Below are 16790 nucleotides of genomic sequence, written 5' to 3'. Positions count from 1 at the left end.
GCTATGAGTGAAGGACCCGCCTCGGAGGTGCCCGACCAGGTGTCGGACGAGGGATCGGACCAGACGCAGGACCAGGCGCAGGACCAGGCGCAGGACCAGGCGCAGGACCAGGCGCAGCACGAGACCCAGGAGCAGGAGCCGGACCAGGAGCGGGAGTCCGCGATCGAGGAGGCCGTGCTCGCCGTACGCCGGGGCGAGCTCATCGTGCTGCCGACCGACACCGTCTACGGCATCGGCGCCGACGCGTTCGACCCGGCGGCCGTGCGTGCGCTGCTGGCCGCGAAGGGCCGCGGGCGCGACATGCCCCCGCCGGTGCTGGTCAGCGAGGCCGGCACGCTGGACGCACTCGCGACGATGCTGCCGGCGTGGGCGCGTGCGCTGGCCGAGGAGTTCTGGCCTGGGGCACTGACCCTGGTGTGTCACCAGCAGTCCTCGCTCAAGTGGGACCTCGGCGAGACCCGCGGCACCGTCGCGGTCCGCGTCCCCGACCATGATCTGGCCCGTCGGGTGCTCGAGCGAACCGGGCCGCTCGCGGTCAGCTCCGCCAACCGCACCGGTCAGCCCGCGGCGCTGGACGCGGCGGCGGCCGAGGACATGCTCGGCGACCACGTGGCCGCCGTACTCGACGACGGCCCGTCGCCGGGAGGTGAGGCGTCCACGATCGTCGACGCGACCGGCGCCTTTCCCCAGGTCCTTCGCCAGGGCGCGATCACCGCCGACCAGCTCGACCAGGTGCTGCGCCGGTTCGGGCTCAGCGTGTCCGAGGACGACTCCGACACGACCGACGACGCGACAGACGACAAGACCGGCGACAAGACTGGCGACGACACCGGCGAGGAGACCACGCCCTCGACCGACTCGGCAGACGTCGACCCGGCCTCCGGCGAGCGCACGGACATCGCCCGGCGCGCTGAACCCGGCGAGACCGACTCGGACTGATGCGCGAGTATCTGCTCGTCTTCCTCGTCGCGCTCGCGGTGACCTACCTGCTCACCGTGATCGCGCGGGAGATCGCCCTGCGCACCGGCGCGGTCGCCCGGGTGCGTGACCGGGACGTGCACGACGAGCCGATCCCCTACCTCGGCGGCGTGGCGATGCTGGGCGGGCTGATCGGGGCCTACCTCGTCGCCCGTAACCTGCCGTTCCTCTCCGAGGGGGGAGCCTTCGTCCTCCAGGACGCCGGGGTGGTGCTGCTGGCCGGCATCGGGATCTGTGCCGTGGGGGTGCTCGACGACATCTTCGAGCTGGACGCCCTCACCAAGCTCGGCGGGCAGGTGCTGGCGACGGCGTTCCTGATCTTCTTCGACGTCCGGTACTGGTTCATCACCCTGCCCGACGGCACCACGTTCGTGCTGGACCCCACCCAGGGGGCGCTCCTCACCGGGTTCGTGGTGGTGGCGACGGTCAACGCGGTCAACTTCGTCGACGGCCTGGACGGCCTCGCCGCAGGGGTGGTCGCGATCGGCGCCCTGGCGTTCTTCCTGTTCTGCTACGAGCTCACCCGGATCAACAACGCCGACCGCGCGACCACCGCCGCGCTGCTGAGCGTGGCACTGGCCGGCGCCTGCATCGGCTTCCTGTTCCACAACTTCCATCCGGCCCGACTCTTCATGGGCGACAGCGGCTCGATGCTGCTCGGGCTGGTGCTCTCGGCCAGCGCCGTGACCCTCTCGGGGCAGTTCGGCTCCGACCAATTGGCCCAGGGTGGCGGCGGTGCCAGTGCCAACTTCCTGCCGACCCTGTTGCCCGTCCTACTGCCGCTGACCATCCTGCTGGTGCCGCTCGCGGACCTGGTGATGGCCGTCGTACGACGCACCGCCGCCGGTCGCTCGCCGTTCGCACCGGACAAGCAGCACCTGCACCACCGGCTCCTCGAGATCGGGCACTCCCAACGCCGGGCGGTGCTGATCATGTGGCTGTGGGCGGCTCTGATCGCCTTCGGGTCGGTCATCATGAGCCTCTACACCGGTCCGTGGGTGTGGGGCGTGCTGGGGGCCTGGCTGGCGGTCACGCTGGTGCTCACGTTCGTGGTGCCGGTGGTCAAGAAGCCGCTGGTGGTCGCCGCCGACGACGGGACCCTGACCGAGGAGCCCGGCACCGACGGATGAGTCGGCGGGAGAGTGGTACCCGCGGGTCACCTCACACCCCGGGTGGATCGTTCCATTTCGACTCGGTCACCCCCAAGTGATAGCTTTCACGAGCGATCCCGCACTGGGACACCGACTGTCACCTCCACAGAAACGGCCGCCGACATGACGACCGCTACCGCTTCACGCCCCCGCTCGCGCGGCTTCGTGATGCTGCTCGGCGCGGCCGGTGGTGCGTTCCTGGTGGGGCTGGTTCTCGGCCTCGTCGGTCTGATCGTCTCAGGGTCGGCCGCGGCGGCCGGAGCCCTCGTGGGCACCATGCTCGCGGTGGGAGTCTTCGTCGCCGGCACCGTCGTGGTGCACCTGGTGGCCAAGGTCGTGCCGACCGCGGCGCTGCTGGTCGCTCTGCTCACCTTCACCCTGCAGGTCCTGCTGATGGCCCTGGTGTTCTTCAGGCTGAACCAGAGCGGTCTGCTGACCGACGGCACCCTCGCCCCGAGGTGGCTTGCCGCCGCCCTGGTGGCGTCGACACTGGTGTGGTGTGCGGGCCAGATCCTGGCGGTCACCAAGGCACGTATCCCCGTCTACGAGCTCCCCGAGGAGCCGGTCGGGGCGGTGCGAGATGAGTGAGGCTGCCCTGATATCGTCCGGCAGGCGATGGCTCACCCTGATGAGGGTGCCCGAGGGGATGCGCACAGGCAGTGTCCGGCGCTCCCGGGAGTCCTGACGGGCACCGTACACCCGGGATTGACATGGCGAGGTCCGGCGCAATGCCGGGCCCACGATGAAGAAGAGCTAAGGCAGGAGAAAGAGTGAGCGTCACCGCTTCGATCGCGGCGTCCGTCCAGGCCGCTGATGACTCCGGTTTCCACGCCCCGGGGCCAGGGAGCTTCGAGCTACCTCCGGTGTTCGGGGACGTCACCAAGCCGATGATCCTGGTGGTGCTGTCCGCGATCATCGTCGTGGGCTTCACCTGGGCGGCTTCCCGCAAGGCCGCGGTCGTGCCGAGCCGCCTGCAGTTCGCGGGCGAGTTCTTCTACGGGTTCGTGCGTAACGGCATTGCCAGGGAGAGCATCGGCAGCGAGCACTTCATGAAGTTCGTGCCGTGGCTGTTCTCGCTGTTCATGTTCTTGCTGGTGAACAACTACTACGGCGTGATCCCGTTCATCCAGTTCCCCACGATGGCCCGGATCGGCTACGTGATCCCGCTGGCCCTGCTCAGCTGGGTGATCTTCATCGCCGCCGGAATCTGGGCGCACAAGGGCCCGCTGAAGTACCTCAAGCACCAGACCATGCCCGCCGGAGTGAGCGGCCCGATCCTGATCCTGCTGGTGCCGCTGGAGTTCCTCTCCAACATCATCGTCCGGCCGGTCACGCTCACCCTGCGTCTGTTCGGCAACATGTTCGCGGGCCACATCCTGCTGATCCTCTTCGCCACCGGTGGCGCGGCGCTGCTGACCAGCGGCAACATCGGCTACGGCGCGGTGGGCATCGTGTCCTTCCTGCTCGGCATCGCGATCAGCTTCCTGGAGATGCTGGTCATGTTCCTGCAGGCCTACGTCTTCACCCTGCTCTCGGCGATGTACGTCGGCGAGGCCATCGCTCAGGAGCACTGAGCCCCCAGAACCGACGGCTGACTGCGACGCCGTCCCCTCCATAACTGCATAGCAACCCCCAGTTTTCGCCACACACGCGACGTGGCCCCACGTCGCCGACGAAAGGAAAAGCCGTGGAAGGCTCCATCAACCTGATCGGCCTCGGCCTCTCCGCCATCGGTCCCGGTGTCGGTATCGGCCTGATCTTCGCCGCGTTCATCGCCGGTGTCGCCCGCCAGCCGGAGGCCCAGAGCCGCCTGCAGTCGATCGCAATTCTCGGCTTCGTTCTCGCTGAGGCCCTCTTCATCATCACCGTCGCCCTGGCGTTCGTCCTGCCACTGTGACGCCCGCCCCTAAGGGAGAGCATCCATGAACACGTCTGTTGTTCTGGCGGCGGAGGAGACTCACAACCCGCTGCTGCCGGAGACGTCCGAGCTCATCCTCGGACTGATCGTCTTCGTCATCGTGGTCGTCGCGGTCTGGAAGTTCGTCGTACCGAACTTCGAGAAGGCCTACGCCGAGCGCACGAAGGCGATCGAAGGTGGCATCGAGGCGGCCGAGACGAAGCAGGCCGAGGCCGACGCGAAGCTCGCCGAGCTCGAGCAGCGGCTCTCGGAGGCCCGGCACGAGGCCGCCCGCATCCGCGAGGAGGCCCGTGAGCAGGGCGCCGCGATCGTCGCCGAGATGCGCGGTCAGGCGCAGGCCGAGGCCGACCGCATCGTCGAGCACGGCAAGACCCAGATCGAGGCCGAGCGCCAGCAGGCGGTCACCTCACTGCGCGCCGAGGTCGGCACCCTGGCCACCGGCCTGGCCGGTCGTATCGTGGGCGAGAGCCTCGAGGACGACGTCCGCCAGAGCCGGGTCGTCGAGCGCTTCCTCGCCGATCTCGAGTCCGCCCCCGGGGTGAACTGATGGATCTTCGTGGTGCGTCGGCCGAGTCCGTCACCGTCCTGTCCTCCGAGCTGGAGACCGCCGTCTCCGGCCCGGGGGTCCCGGCCGGTGCCGTCGCGGACTCGCTGTTCGCGGTCGCCCGGACCCTGCGGAGCGAGGCGGCCCTGCGTCGCTTCGTCACCGACAGCTCGGTCCCGGACGAGGCCAAGAGCGGTCTGATCGGCCAGCTCTTCGGCGGCAAGATCGACGAGCAGGCTCGCGAGCTCGTGTCCTCGGCGGTCACCCGTCGTTGGACCCGCAGCGTCGACATCGCCACCGGCATCGAGCACCTCGGGGAGATCGCCGCTGTCCGGTCCGCCGGCAGCGAGATCGAGCGGCTCGGCGACGAGCTGTTCGCGCTGCGGCAGGCGGTCCAGCAGAACGCCGACCTGCGCGATGCGCTCGCGGACCCGGCCCGTTCGGTCTCCGACAAGGAGCGGCTGCTCGAGGACCTGCTGGCCGGTCGCGCGCTGCCTGCGACGGTGACCTTGGCCAAGCAGTCGGTCTCCGGGACCTACCGCACCGTGACCGTCGCGCTGGGCGAGTACCAGAAGGTCGCGGCGTCCGTGCAGGGCGAAGGGGTCGCAACGGTCCGCGTGGCCAAGCCCCTGACCGAGCAGGACATCGCCCGACTCAGCGCCGGGCTCACCCGCCAGTTCGGCCGTCCCGTCCACCTCAACGTGGTCGTCGACCCCGAGGTGCTCGGTGGCATCAAGGTGGAGGTCGGTGACCATGTCATCGACGGAACCATCGCGACCCGACTCGACGATGCTCGCCGCGCCCTGGCCGGCTGACCCGACGACGTACCCCTACTTGAGAACCAAGAGAGAAGGCACCGAAAGATGACGGAGCTCACCATCCGTCCGGACGAGATCCGCGACGCGCTACAGAAGTACGTCGCCGAGTACCAGCCCGAGGCCGCCAAGAGCGAGGAAGTCGGCGTGGTGGCGACCACCGCGGACGGCATCGCCAACGTGTCCGGTCTCCCGTCGGCGATGGCCAACGAGCTGCTGGAGTTCGAGGACGGCACCCTTGGTATCGCCCTGAACCTGGAGACCCGCGAGATCGGCGTCGTCATCCTCGGTGACTTCGACAAGATCGAGGAGGGTCAGACGGTCCGTCGTACCGGCCAGATCCTCTCGGTCCCGGTCGGCGACGCCTACCTCGGCCGGGTCGTGGACCCGCTCGGCAAGCCCATCGACGGTCTCGGCGAGATCGAGTCCGAGGGCCGCCGCGCCCTCGAGCTCCAGGCCCCCGGCGTGATGGCTCGCAAGTCCGTGCACGAGCCGCTCGCCACCGGCATCAAGGCGATCGACGCGATGACCCCGATCGGCCGTGGCCAGCGTCAGCTGATCATCGGCGACCGCGCCACCGGCAAGACCACCATCGCGATCGACACGATCATGAACCAGAAGCAGAACTGGGAGTCGGGCGACCCCGACAAGCAGGTGCGCTGCATCTACGTCGCGATCGGCCAGAAGGGCTCGACCATCGCCTCCGTGCGTGGCGCGCTCGAGGAGGCCGGGGCCCTGGAGTACACCACGATCGTGGCCGCTCCCGCCTCCGACTCCGCCGGCTTCAAGTACCTCGCCCCCTACACCGGTTCGGCCATCGGCCAGCACTGGATGTACCAGGGCAAGCACGTCCTGATCGTCTTCGACGACCTCACCAAGCAGGCCGAGGCCTACCGTGCGGTCTCGCTGCTGCTGCGCCGTCCGCCGGGCCGTGAGGCCTACCCGGGCGACGTGTTCTACCTGCACAGCCGGCTGCTGGAGCGCTGCGCCAAGCTCTCCGACGAGATGGGTGCCGGCTCGATGACCGGTCTGCCGATCATCGAGACCAAGGCGAACGACGTGTCGGCGTTCATCCCGACCAACGTCATCTCCATCACCGACGGTCAGATCTTCCTCCAGTCCGACCTGTTCGCGGCCAACCAGCGCCCCGCCATCGACGTGGGTGTCTCGGTCTCGCGAGTCGGCAGCGCGGCGATGACCAAGGCGGTCAAGAACGTCACCGGTTCGCTCAAGGTCGACCTCGCGCAGTACCGCGCGATGGAGGCCTTCGCGATGTTCGCCTCCGACCTGGACGCCGCCTCCAAGCAGCAGCTGGCCCGCGGCCAGCGGCTGATGGCGCTGCTCAAGCAGCCGGCGTACTCGCCGTACCCGGTCGACGAGATGACCGTGTCGCTGTGGCTCGGTACCAGCGGGCGCCTCGACGTCGTCCCGGTGGATGACGTCCTGCGCTTCGAGGGTGAGTTCCTGGACTACCTGCGGCGCAGCCACGCCGGTGTGCTCTCCGGCATCCGCGAGTCGCTCAAGTTCGAGGACTCCACCGAGTCCGCGCTCGCGGACGCCTACACCTCCTTCCTCGACCAGTTCGAGACCTCGGACGGCCAGTCGGTCAAGCCCGGCTCCGGCCAGGCCGAGGCCCTGGAGGACGAGGACGTCGAGCAGGAGCAGATCGTCAAGCAGAAGCGGGGCTGACGATGGCCGTATCGCTGCGTGAGTACCGCGCGCGGATCAAGTCGACGGAGTCGATGAAGAAGATCACGCGCGCCATGGAGCTCATTGCTGCGTCCCGCATCATCAAGGCGCAGCAGCGGGCGCAGGCCGCCGCGCCGTACGCCCGTGAGCTCACCCGTGCGGTCTCGGCACTGGCGACGTACTCCAACGTCGAACACGCCCTGACCACCGAGCCGGAGAACCCCACCCGGGCCGCGGTCCTCGTCGTGACGAGCGACCGGGGTCTGGCGGGGGCCTACTCCTCGAGCGTGCTGCGTGAGGCCGACGGCCTGGTGGAGAAGCTCAAGGCGGAGGGCAAGGAGGTCGACCTCTACGTCACCGGGCGTAAGGGCGAGGCCTACTTCAAGTTCCGCGGGCGGCCGGTGGCGCAGAGCTGGACCGGTTTCAGTGACCAGCCGACCTACGAGGCGGCCAAGGAGATCGGCGCCCTGCTGATCGACGTCTTCCTCCAGGGTGCGGAGGCCGAGAAGGCCGCCAAGCCGGCGGTCGACGAGGTGCACGTGGTCTTCACCCGGTTCCAGTCGATGCTGGTCCAGAAGCCGACCGCGGTGCGCCTGCTGCCGCTCGAGGTCGTGGAGGGCGTCGATGCTCCCGAGGAGCAGGACATCCTCCCGCTCTACGAGTTCGAGCCCTCCGCCGAGGAGGTCCTCGACGGGCTCCTGCCGCAGTACGTCCAGAGCAGGATCTGGTTCGCGCTGCTGCAGGCCGCTGCCTCCGAGCTGGCCGCGCGCCAGCGGGCGATGAAGGCCGCGACGGACAATGCCGATGAGCTGATCAACAAGCTCACCCGGATCGCCAACCAGGCCCGCCAGGCCGGCATCACCCAGGAAATCAGCGAGATCGTCGGTGGCGTCAACGCGCTCGCCGATGCGAACTCCGCGAACGACTGACTCCGACTGACTCGAAGAGAGATACAAGACATGACTGCAACGGTTGAAGAGACCCAGGGCACCGGGGCCGCCGGCACCGGTCGCATCGCCCGGGTCATCGGCCCGGTCGTCGACGTGGAGTTCCCTGTCGACGCCATGCCGGAGATCTACAACAAGCTCGAGACGGACATCACCCTCGCGGATGAGACCGTGTCGCTGCCCCTGGAGGTCGCCCAGCACATCGGCGACGGCATGGTCCGCGCGATCTCGCTGAAGCCGACCGACGGCCTGGTCCGCGGTGCGCTGGTGCGTGACACCGGCAATCCGATCCAGGTGCCGGTGGGCGACGGCATCCTCGGCCACGTGTTCAACGCGACCGGCGACGTCCTCGACCTCCCCGAGGGCGAGACCCTCGAGGTCAACGAGCGTTGGGGCATCCACCGCAAGGCCCCGGCCTTCGACCAGCTGGAGTCGAAGACCCAGATGTTCGAGACCGGCATCAAGGTCATCGACCTGCTGACCCCGTACGTCCAGGGCGGCAAGATCGGCCTGTTCGGCGGCGCCGGCGTGGGCAAGACCGTGCTCATCCAGGAGATGATCGCCCGAGTCGCGAAGAACCACGGTGGTGTCTCCGTGTTCGCCGGCGTCGGCGAGCGCACCCGTGAGGGCAACGACCTGATCGTCGAGATGGGCGAGGCCGGCGTGCTCGGTCAGACCGCTCTCGTCTTCGGTCAGATGGACGAGCCGCCGGGCACGCGTCTGCGCGTCGCGCTCTCCGCGCTGACCATGGCGGAGTACTTCCGTGACGTCCAGAAGCAGGACGTGCTGCTGTTCATCGACAACATCTTCCGGTTCACCCAGGCCGGCTCGGAGGTCTCCACCCTGCTGGGCCGGATGCCCTCCGCGGTGGGCTACCAGCCCAACCTGGCCGACGAGATGGGTGTGCTGCAGGAGCGGATCACCTCGACCCGTGGTCACTCGATCACCTCGATGCAGGCGATCTACGTGCCGGCCGACGACTACACCGACCCGGCGCCGGCGACCACCTTCGCGCACCTCGACGCGACCACCGAGCTCTCGCGTGAGATCGCGTCGCTGGGTATCTACCCGGCCGTGGACCCGCTGACCTCGACCTCGCGGATCCTCGACCCGCAGTACATCGGTCGCGAGCACTACGACTGCTCCATCCGGGTCAAGCAGATCCTGCAGCGCAACAAGGAACTCCAGGACATCATCGCCATCCTCGGTGTCGACGAGCTGTCCGAGGAGGACAAGGTCATCGTCTCGCGGGCGCGCCGGATCTCCCGGTTCCTCTCGCAGAACACCTACGTCGCCAAGCAGTTCACCGGCGTCGAGGGCTCGACGGTGCCGCTGGCCGACACCATCGAGGCGTTCAACAAGATCTGCGACGGCGAGTTCGACCACGTGGCCGAGCAGGCGTTCTTCATGTGCGGTGGCCTCGACGACGTCGAGCGCAACTGGGCCGAGATCCAGAAGAACCTCTGATCATGGCGACCTCTACCGACACGCTCCACGTGGAGCTCGTCGCCGCCGACCGGCTGGTCTGGTCGGGGGAGGCGGAGGTCGTCGTCGCCCGTACGATCGAGGGCGACGTCGGCATCCTGCCCAATCACGCGCCGATGCTCTCGCTGCTCGCCGAGGCGGTCATCGAGATCAGCCCCTCCGAGGGGCCGGTCGTCATCGCCACCGCCGACGGCGGCTTCCTCTCGGTGGCCGAGAACCGGGTGTCGTTGCTCTCCGAGGAGGTGCTGCTCGCCGAGGAGATCAACGTCGAGCAGGCCTACGTCGAGCTGGAGAACGCCAAGGTCCGGCTCGGTGAGGACGACGACGCGCACCTCCGGATCCGCCGGGCCGAGGCCCAGATCCGGGCCGTGGAGAAGTACAAGCACGCCTGAGGCTGCACAGCATGACCGGGGCCGCCGTGCCGGGGGAGTTCCCCTCGCACGGCGGCCCTGTTCTCACTCCCGGGTGGTGTGCCGCGTACGCCGACGCCGCCGCGGGTCCTGAAGGGCGTGCCACTATGCTTCTTCCGGCACCCCAGCGAGTCACGCGGGTGAGTTCGAACCAGGAAGAGGGAACGACAGGGAATGACGGTCTGGGACTGGTTGCTCGATGTGGCTGTCCTGCTGCTCGTTCTCGTCCTCGCCTACGGCGCCGCACTGATGGTGCGTCGTCGGATCATCGCCCGCCACGGGGGCACCTTCGAGCTCAGTCATCGCGTGCGGGCGACTCGGCCCGGGCACGGCTGGTTCCTGGGGGTGGGGCGCTACTCGGGAGAGACGCTGGAGTGGTTCCGCGTCTTCACCCTGTCCCCACGCCCGAAGCGGGTCTGGTCCCGCTCCGGCCTGGTCTTCGTCTCGAGTCGGGTCGCCGAGGGCCCGGAGCAGGTGTCCCTGTACCCCGAGCACGTCGTCGTGGTGTGCCGCACCGGTGATGGCTCACTGGTCGAGTTGGCGATGGCCCCCGCGACCCTCACCGGCTTCCAGGCCTGGCTCGAGGCCCGCCCGCCCGGCACCGACTGGGACCGTCGCCGTCGGTGATCACGCCGGACAGGCGTGAGCCGGGGCCGCACCACCCGCATCCGATCGCCGGCGGACCCGGGGCGCTGCATCACCGAGTGCGGGCACGACGTCCCCGGTCGACCGGGACGCGCCCACGCCGGCCCACCCCGATGCAGGTCACCGACCGGGGCGAGCAGATCGGGCCCGAGGACCCGGGGAGGCGCTCAGCCCTCGAACAGGCCCCGGATGTCGTCGGCGTCGATGGTCGCGCCCAGGGCGCCCTCGCCGTCGACCACCTGGGCGAAGAGCTCGGCCTTGCGCTCCTTCAGCTCCATGACCTTCTCCTCGATCGTCTCGGAGGAGATCATCCGGTAGACGTGTACGTGGCGTTCCTGCCCGATCCGGTGCGCACGGTCGACGGCCTGGGCCTCGGCGGCGGGGTTCCACCAGGGATCGAGCACGAAGACGTAGTCGGCCTCGGTCAGGGTGAGCCCGACGCCACCGGCCTTGAGGGAGATCAGGAAGACCGGCACGTCGCCGTCGCGGAAGGCGGAGATCACCGAGCCGCGGTCACGGGTACGGCCGTCGAGGTACGCCGCCCCGATCCCCTCCGCCTCCAGTCGGTCCGAGACCCGGCCCAGGAAGGACGTGAACTGGCTGAAGACCAGGGCGCGGTGCCCCTCGGCGGTGATCTCCTGGAGGTGTTCCACGAGCAGGTCGACCTTGGCCGAGCCGACGCCCTCGTGGGCGTCGTCGACCAGCGCGGGGTCGAGGGAGAGTTGCCGCAGCTTGGTGAGCGCACTGAGGATCGCGACCCGGTTGCGGTCGAAGTCGTCGACCAGACCGAGGATCCGCTGTCGCTCGCGGGCCAGGTGGGCGTCGTACACCTTGCGATGGGCGGGGGAGAGGACGACGGGCAGCACCTGCTCCTGCTTCGGGGGCAGGTCGGCGGCCACCAGTTCCTTGGTGCGACGCAGCAGGAAGGGGCGGATGCGACGTTGGAAGGCGGTCAGCGCCGTGGAGTCCCCGCCCTTCTCGACCGGCTTGACTACGTGCTCGGTGAAGGAGCGCGGAGTGGGGTACAGGCCCGGCGCGGTCACCGATAGCAGTGACCACAGCTCCATCAGCCGGTTCTCGAACGGGGTGCCGGTGACCGCCAGCCGGAAGGAGGCGTCGATGAGCCGAGCGGCGGCGTACGTCTTGGACTGGTGGTTCTTGACGTGGTGCGCCTCGTCGAGGACCAGTCCGGCCCAGCGGAGGCCGGCGTAGGAGTCCTGGCCGAGGCGGAGCAGGGTGTAGGTGGTGAGCACGACGTCGGCGTCACCGGCGAGGGCGGCGATGTCGTCGGCGCGACTGGTCACCGTGGCGACCCGGAGCCCGGGAGTGTGCCGGGCGGCCTCGGAGGCCCATGCTGAGACGACGCTGGTGGGCGCCACCACCAGGAACGGTCGCTCGGACCCCTGGGCCGTGGCGTGGCTCATCAGGGAGAGCACCTGGAGGGTCTTGCCCAGGCCCATGTCGTCGGCCAGGATCCCGCCCAGGCCGTGCTGCCAGAGGAAGGCCAGCCAGTGGAACCCGTCGAGCTGGTAGTGCCGGAGTTCGGTGGCGACCCCGGTGGGAGCGGGCCGCGGGATATCGGTGAGATCGCGCAGCGCGCGGGCTCGCGCGACCCACTCGGCCGCCTGGCTGGCGACGACGCCGAGATCGTCCAGCTGAGCCCACACCCCGAGATCGTGGGTGCCCACCGAGAGCGTGCCGTCCTCGCTGGTCCGCAGCTGGGCAGCGGCCTGGACGACGTCGCGCAGCTGGGCGAGTTCGGGACGGTCGGTGCGCAGGTAGAGGCCGCTGGGCAGCACCAGGTGGTCGGCGCCCGCGGTCAGCGCGCCGAGGACGTCGCTGAGCGGCACGCTCTCGCCGTCGACGGTGATGCTGACGGTGAGGTCGAGCCAGTCGGTGCCGCTGCCGCCCGGACCATCGGGGCCGTCGAGCAGTTCGAAGGAGATCTCCGGGTCCTCGACGGCCTCGCGGAACGGCGGGCGCTGCTCCTCGATCACGTCGACGCCCTCGACCTCACGCAGGGCGGGTACGCCGGTCAGGGCGAGCTGTAGCGCCGCCTCGCCCTCGACCCGGCCGAGGCCGGGGAGACCGGCCGGCAGCATCGAGCTGATCTCCTTCTCCGCGGTGGGGTCGCGCAGCAGACCGAGCTCGTCGGCGGATCCGTAGCGGTACCGGCGCTCGGCGTAGGCCCACTCCCACCGGAGGTCGGCGTGGGTGGCGCCACGCCAGGTCACGGTGACCACCAGCCGTGGCGGCGGAGCGGTGGGGATCTCCACCGACTCGTCGGGGGAGCGCACCGGGACCAGCCGGGCGAGCGGCGCCAGCAGGTCGGCCAGGGCGTCACGCTGGTGGGGCGGCACCGTCAGGGTTCCCTGGGCGAGCAGCCGCAGCGCCGCGGTGGGCAGCGGCCGCTCGGGACGGACGAGCACCAGCACGGCCTCGTCCACCAGGCCCAGCATGTGGGCGGGGTGACCGATGGGGATCAGGTCCTCGCCGGACCACAGCCGGCCGGCGTACTCGACGCCGGCGACCAGGTGGGTGCCGCGCTCGTCGGCGCGGACGTCGGCGACGAAGGGGATCGGCTGCTCGTGGAGTTCGACCGCGCGCAGCGGTGAGGCGGGGAGCAGTTCGACGCCGGCGTCCTTGGCCTCGAGGATCTGCTCGAAGACGCGGTCGCCGAAGTCGTGCAGCACCGGCGCGGGCGATCCCTGCAGCGAATACGGCGATGCCCGCAGGCTGCGCTGCAGCCGGCGGAGCGCCGCCAGTTGGGGTCCGGGATGGTGTCCGCGCTGGGCGGTCGTGGTGTTGACCTCACGCCATTCCACACCGCTCTTGACCCAGCGGCCCTGGCTGCCCTGGCGCAGCGGGCGCATCCGCACCTGCGGGTCGCCGGCGGAGCCGGAGCGCCCGGTCGGCCGCCCGCTCTGCACCGAGAACTCCAAGGCCACCGGCACGGTGTCCGGCGCAGGTGCGACCTGCTCGGCCAGTTCCTGGACCAGGGAGGAGAGGGAGGACTGCCAGGCGTCGTCCTCCTGCTCGGGGCGGACGTACCCCACCCGGATGGTCAGCGCCAGCGCGGCGCCGTGCTTGCACAGTTCGCCCACCGGGCAGCTGCAGGTGGTGTCCACCCACAGGTCGGGACCGGAGGCGTCCAGGGTCAGCTTGACGGAGTACGGCGTGGTCGCGCCGCCCATCACGATCGCGGTCGCGATCAACGAGGTCTTGGTCAGCACCGTGATGTGCGGGTCGAAGACCCGGTCGTCTGCGGCGTACTCCCGACCCCGGCTCAGGGAGCCGGCGTCGAAGACCTCCTCCAGATTGGAGTCGGTGAGGGTGCCCAGCAGGTTCATGGTGATCCCATGCTCTCAGCACCCGGCCCGATCCCCGAAGTCGCGAGGGACCTCGACGGGCCGGGGTGGTCCGGCATCGGTGGAAGTGGGTCAGTCGCGCTCGCCGCCGGGCACCCACAAGACGTCGCCCCGCTCGCGGTTGGCGTGCCTGGCCAGGATGAACAGCAGGTCGGAGAGGCGGTTGAGGTAGGTGATGGCGAGGGGGTTCATGGTCTCGCCGTGCTCCTCGTAGGCCGCCCAGCCGGCCCGCTCCGCGCGACGCACCACGGTACGGGCGACGTGGAGGTACGCCGCGCCCGGCGTACCACCGTTGAGGATGAAGGACCGCAGCGGCTCCAACTGCTCGTTGTAGCTGTCGCACCAGCCCTCGAGCCGGTCGATGTAGGACTGCTCCACCCGCAGCGGCGGGTACTTCGGGTCGGGCACCACCGGCGTGCCGAGGTCGGCGCCGACGTCGAACAGGTCGTTCTGCACCCGGGTCAGCACCTGGACGACGTCCGGCTCCAGGTCGCCGCACGCGAGCGCCACGCCGAGGGAGGCGTTGGCCTCATCGGCGTCGGCGTACGCGTGCAGGCGCAGATCGTTCTTGCTGGTCTCGCTCAGGTCGGCGAGGCGGGTCCTCCCGGCGTCGCCGGTGCGGGTGTAGATGCGGGTGAGGTTGACCATGACGCCGAGCCTAGGGCCTGGGTCATGCTGAGGATCGGCTGACCGCCGCCAGGCATGCGTGCCGGCTGCATGCCGCCGCTCGGGCGACGCCCCGTCATCGCACCGGCAACCGCACGTCGTTCGCGATCGCCGGACCTGGTCACCACTCTCAAGCGCGCAGGGGGAGCCGGCTGCCCAGTTCGTCGGCGGCGGCGCGGAACAGGTCGAGGTGGGCGATCAGACCCTCCATCGAGACACGGAAGGCGGGAGCGGCCACGCCGAGCGCGGCGACGGCGACCCCACTCCCGCTCCGGACGGGCACCGCGAGCGCGCGCATGCCGTCCTCGTTCTCCTCGTCCTGGGTGGCGTAGCCCAGTTCGCGCACCCGCTCGATCTCCCGACGGAGCGCAGCGCGGTCGGTGATGGTCCGGTCGGTGAAGCGGACCAGGTCGAGCTCCTCGATGAGGGCCTCGGAGTCCTTCGCGGCGAACGCCACCAGGGCCTTGCCGATGGCGGTGGAGTGGAGAGCCCCGTGGCTGCCCGGGTCGCTGGTGACCCGGAACGGCGGCGGGCCGTCCACCTTCGCCACCGTCATCTGCCGGGCACCGTCCAGGATCGCCACCACGGTGGCCTCGGCGGTGGCCTCGGTGACCCTGCGGATCACGGGCTGGGCCGAGCCCGCGAAGCCCTGTGCGTACGACGTCTGCTGGCCGAGCTGGAAGATCCGCAGGCCGAGGCGATAGCGCCGGGTCTCCGGATCGAACTCGGCGAAGGCATCGCGCACCAGGGACTGGAGCAGGCGATGGGCGGTGCTGAGCGGGTGACCCGTCGAGCGGGCCAACTGGCTGGCGCTCGCGCCCCCGGGGAACTCGCCCAGTGCGGTCAGCATGTGGAGGGCCTTACCGACCATGTCCGTCTTGGGCCCACCCCGGCGCGCGCCCGGGGTGGACGTGTCCTGCGTCTCAATCACGCGGTCACTCTCCCATATGATGGGAGAGGGTGTCATCACATGAGAGTCCCCGATTGACATTGCGGTGTGACGCCGATCAAACTTCCTGGGATGAAAGAGTGGCTCTCACGATGTGGGAGTCCCGGCGGACCCACGGGTGCGCCATGGATCGAATGGGAAGGGCCGAGACATGACGTCTCTCCGCATCGCCGTGGCAGGCGCGGGACTGATCGGGCGCAGGCATATCGAGCTGATCGCAGCCAACCCCCGCTGTGAGCTGGCGGCGGTGGTCGATCCGGCGCCGAGCGCGGTGGAGATCGCAGCCGGGGCCGGGGTGCCCCGGTTCCAGACCCTGGGCGAACTCTTCGCCGCGGGTCGCCCGGATGCCGTCATCCTGGCCACGCCCAACCGCCTGCACGTCCCGGGGGCGACCGAGTGCGTCGCGGCCGGCGTACCGGCCCTGATCGAGAAGCCAGTGGCCGAGGAGTTCTCCGAGGCACTCGCGCTCGCCGAGGCGGCCGAGGCCGCCGGCGTACCGCTGCTGGTCGGTCACCACCGCCGGCACAGCCCGATCCTCGGTCGAGCCAGGGAGCTGGTCGAGGAGGGTGCGCTCGGCCGACTGGTCGCGGTGCAGGGGAGCGCGATCTTCTACAAGCCCGACGACTACTTCGACGCCGCGCCGTGGCGCCGGGAGGCGGGGGGTGGTCCGGTGCTGATCAACCTGATCCACGAGATCGACAATCTGCGCTTCCTGTGCGGCGACATCGTGTCCGTGCAGGCCTGCACCTCCAACGCGACCCGGGGGTTCCCGGTCGAGGACACCGCCGCGATCGTGCTGCGCTTCGCCAACGGTGCGCTCGGGACCTTCCTGCTCTCCGACGCCGCCGCCTCCGAGCGGAGCTGGGAGCAGACCTCGGGGGAGAACCCCGACTACCCGACCCATCCCGAGGAGAACTGCTACGTGCTCGCCGGCACCGACGGGTCCCTGGCCGTGCCGACCATGCGGCTGCGTACCTACCCCGACCGGGACAAGCGGTCCTGGTGGGAACCCTTCGAGACCTCGACCGCGCACGTCGACCGTGCCGACCCGCTCGCCGCTCAGCTCGAGCACTTCCTGGCCGTCATCCGGGGTGAGCAGCCCCCCCTCGCCACCGTCCGCGATGCCGCCGAGACCCTCCGGGTCACCCGGGCCGTCGCCGAGGCCGCGCGCACCGGCGGCGTCGTCGAGACCGGTTCCCTCACCCCCTCCCGCGGCTGATCGGAG

The 16790-nt window shown here is 69.8% G+C and carries 16 protein-coding genes; 13 read left to right on the top strand and 3 right to left on the bottom strand.

What is annotated here, in order from left to right:
* Positions 1–3: 3 nt before the first annotated feature.
* The 12 genes from G515_RS23165 to G515_RS0117585 all read left to right on the top strand — a co-directional run bounded on the left by G515_RS23165 (position 4) and on the right by G515_RS0117585 (position 10564).
* Positions 4–939, top strand: coding sequence for an L-threonylcarbamoyladenylate synthase (locus G515_RS23165; protein ID WP_084653690.1), 936 nt, complete (start codon positions 4–6; stop codon positions 937–939).
* Positions 939–2108, top strand: a complete 1170-nt coding sequence (locus G515_RS0117635) for a glycosyltransferase family 4 protein (RefSeq protein WP_028661217.1) — start codon at positions 939–941, stop codon at positions 2106–2108. The genes G515_RS23165 and G515_RS0117635 overlap by 1 nt, the downstream gene beginning before the upstream one ends.
* A 144-nt stretch (positions 2109–2252) precedes the next feature.
* Positions 2253–2717 carry a hypothetical protein gene (locus G515_RS0117630; protein ID WP_157571177.1) on the top strand — a complete coding sequence of 155 codons (465 nt, stop codon included), beginning with the start codon at positions 2253–2255 and terminating at the stop codon, positions 2715–2717.
* A 182-nt stretch (positions 2718–2899) separates the two neighbouring features.
* Complete coding sequence (gene atpB, locus G515_RS0117625) at positions 2900–3703, top strand: F0F1 ATP synthase subunit A (protein WP_245565457.1); 804 nt, start codon at positions 2900–2902, stop codon at positions 3701–3703.
* A 113-nt stretch (positions 3704–3816) separates the two neighbouring features.
* Positions 3817–4026: an ATP synthase F0 subunit C gene (atpE, locus tag G515_RS0117620; protein WP_028661214.1), complete on the top strand. Its 210-nt coding sequence runs from the start codon at positions 3817–3819 to the stop codon at positions 4024–4026.
* Positions 4027–4051: 25 nt separating this feature from the next.
* Positions 4052–4594, top strand: coding sequence for a F0F1 ATP synthase subunit B (locus G515_RS0117615; RefSeq protein WP_028661213.1), 543 nt, complete (start codon positions 4052–4054; stop codon positions 4592–4594).
* Positions 4594–5406: a F0F1 ATP synthase subunit delta gene (locus G515_RS0117610; RefSeq protein WP_028661212.1), complete on the top strand. Its 813-nt coding sequence runs from the start codon at positions 4594–4596 to the stop codon at positions 5404–5406. Before G515_RS0117615 ends, G515_RS0117610 begins: the two co-directional genes overlap by 1 nt.
* 48 nt (positions 5407–5454) lie before the next feature.
* Entirely contained in the window at positions 5455–7095 is a 1641-nt protein-coding gene (gene atpA, locus G515_RS0117605) for a F0F1 ATP synthase subunit alpha (protein ID WP_028661211.1), read from the top strand.
* A 2-nt stretch (positions 7096–7097) separates the two neighbouring features.
* Positions 7098–8024, top strand: a complete 927-nt coding sequence (locus tag G515_RS0117600) for a F0F1 ATP synthase subunit gamma (RefSeq protein WP_028661210.1) — start codon at positions 7098–7100, stop codon at positions 8022–8024.
* A 30-nt stretch (positions 8025–8054) separates the two neighbouring features.
* Complete coding sequence (gene atpD / locus G515_RS0117595) at positions 8055–9509, top strand: F0F1 ATP synthase subunit beta (protein WP_028661209.1); 1455 nt, start codon at positions 8055–8057, stop codon at positions 9507–9509.
* A gap of 2 nt (positions 9510–9511) precedes the next feature.
* The gene (locus G515_RS0117590) at positions 9512–9919 is read left to right on the top strand and encodes a F0F1 ATP synthase subunit epsilon (protein ID WP_028661208.1); all 408 of its coding nucleotides are present in this window, start codon (positions 9512–9514) and stop codon (positions 9917–9919) included.
* Positions 9920–10111: 192 nt separating this feature from the next.
* A complete protein-coding gene (locus G515_RS0117585) occupies positions 10112–10564 on the top strand; it encodes a DUF2550 domain-containing protein (protein ID WP_028661207.1) in 453 nt (150 codons plus the stop codon).
* A 185-nt stretch (positions 10565–10749) separates the two neighbouring features.
* Here the strand turns inward: G515_RS0117585 and G515_RS0117580 are convergent, their stop codons facing one another.
* From G515_RS0117580 to G515_RS0117570, 3 genes are all read right to left on the bottom strand, one after another.
* A complete protein-coding gene (locus G515_RS0117580; RefSeq protein WP_028661206.1) occupies positions 10750–13932 on the bottom strand; it encodes a DEAD/DEAH box helicase in 3183 nt (1060 codons plus the stop codon).
* A 90-nt stretch (positions 13933–14022) separates the two neighbouring features.
* Positions 14023–14598, bottom strand: a complete 576-nt coding sequence (locus G515_RS0117575; RefSeq protein WP_028661205.1) for a cob(I)yrinic acid a,c-diamide adenosyltransferase — start codon at positions 14596–14598, stop codon at positions 14023–14025.
* Between the two features lie 148 nt (positions 14599–14746).
* Positions 14747–15547, bottom strand: a complete 801-nt coding sequence (locus G515_RS0117570; RefSeq protein WP_211221071.1) for an IclR family transcriptional regulator — start codon at positions 15545–15547, stop codon at positions 14747–14749.
* A gap of 169 nt (positions 15548–15716) precedes the next feature.
* Here G515_RS0117570 and G515_RS0117565 point away from each other — a divergent pair, with 169 nt between their 5' ends.
* A complete protein-coding gene (locus tag G515_RS0117565) occupies positions 15717–16784 on the top strand; it encodes a Gfo/Idh/MocA family protein (RefSeq protein WP_028661203.1) in 1068 nt (355 codons plus the stop codon).
* Positions 16785–16790 lie beyond the last annotated feature (6 nt).

Source organism: Nocardioides insulae DSM 17944, from assembly GCF_000422825.1.
Lineage (GTDB): Bacteria > Actinomycetota > Actinomycetes > Propionibacteriales > Nocardioidaceae > Nocardioides > Nocardioides insulae.
Note: the sequence above shows the minus strand (reverse complement) of the source record. Positions and strands in the feature narration are given on the sequence as shown.

What these genes read in the sequence shown, in the direction of transcription:
- G515_RS0117635 (WP_028661217.1), top strand. Translation starts at nt 939, where the DNA reads ATGCGCGAGTATCTGCTCGTCTTCCTCGTCGCGCTCGCGGTGACCTAC.
- G515_RS0117565 (WP_028661203.1), top strand. Translation starts at nt 15,717, where the DNA reads ATGACGTCTCTCCGCATCGCCGTGGCAGGCGCGGGACTGATCGGGCGC.
- G515_RS0117590 (WP_028661208.1), top strand. Translation starts at nt 9,512, where the DNA reads ATGGCGACCTCTACCGACACGCTCCACGTGGAGCTCGTCGCCGCCGAC.
- G515_RS23165 (WP_084653690.1), top strand. Translation starts at nt 4, where the DNA reads ATGAGTGAAGGACCCGCCTCGGAGGTGCCCGACCAGGTGTCGGACGAG.
- G515_RS0117610 (WP_028661212.1), top strand. Translation starts at nt 4,594, where the DNA reads ATGGATCTTCGTGGTGCGTCGGCCGAGTCCGTCACCGTCCTGTCCTCC.
- G515_RS0117575 (WP_028661205.1), bottom strand. Translation starts at nt 14,598, where the DNA reads ATGGTCAACCTCACCCGCATCTACACCCGCACCGGCGACGCCGGGAGG.
- G515_RS0117600 (WP_028661210.1), top strand. Translation starts at nt 7,098, where the DNA reads ATGGCCGTATCGCTGCGTGAGTACCGCGCGCGGATCAAGTCGACGGAG.
- atpA (WP_028661211.1), top strand. Translation starts at nt 5,455, where the DNA reads ATGACGGAGCTCACCATCCGTCCGGACGAGATCCGCGACGCGCTACAG.
- G515_RS0117615 (WP_028661213.1), top strand. Translation starts at nt 4,052, where the DNA reads ATGAACACGTCTGTTGTTCTGGCGGCGGAGGAGACTCACAACCCGCTG.
- atpD (WP_028661209.1), top strand. Translation starts at nt 8,055, where the DNA reads ATGACTGCAACGGTTGAAGAGACCCAGGGCACCGGGGCCGCCGGCACC.
- G515_RS0117630 (WP_157571177.1), top strand. Translation starts at nt 2,253, where the DNA reads ATGACGACCGCTACCGCTTCACGCCCCCGCTCGCGCGGCTTCGTGATG.
- G515_RS0117585 (WP_028661207.1), top strand. Translation starts at nt 10,112, where the DNA reads ATGACGGTCTGGGACTGGTTGCTCGATGTGGCTGTCCTGCTGCTCGTT.
- G515_RS0117580 (WP_028661206.1), bottom strand. Translation starts at nt 13,932, where the DNA reads ATGAACCTGCTGGGCACCCTCACCGACTCCAATCTGGAGGAGGTCTTC.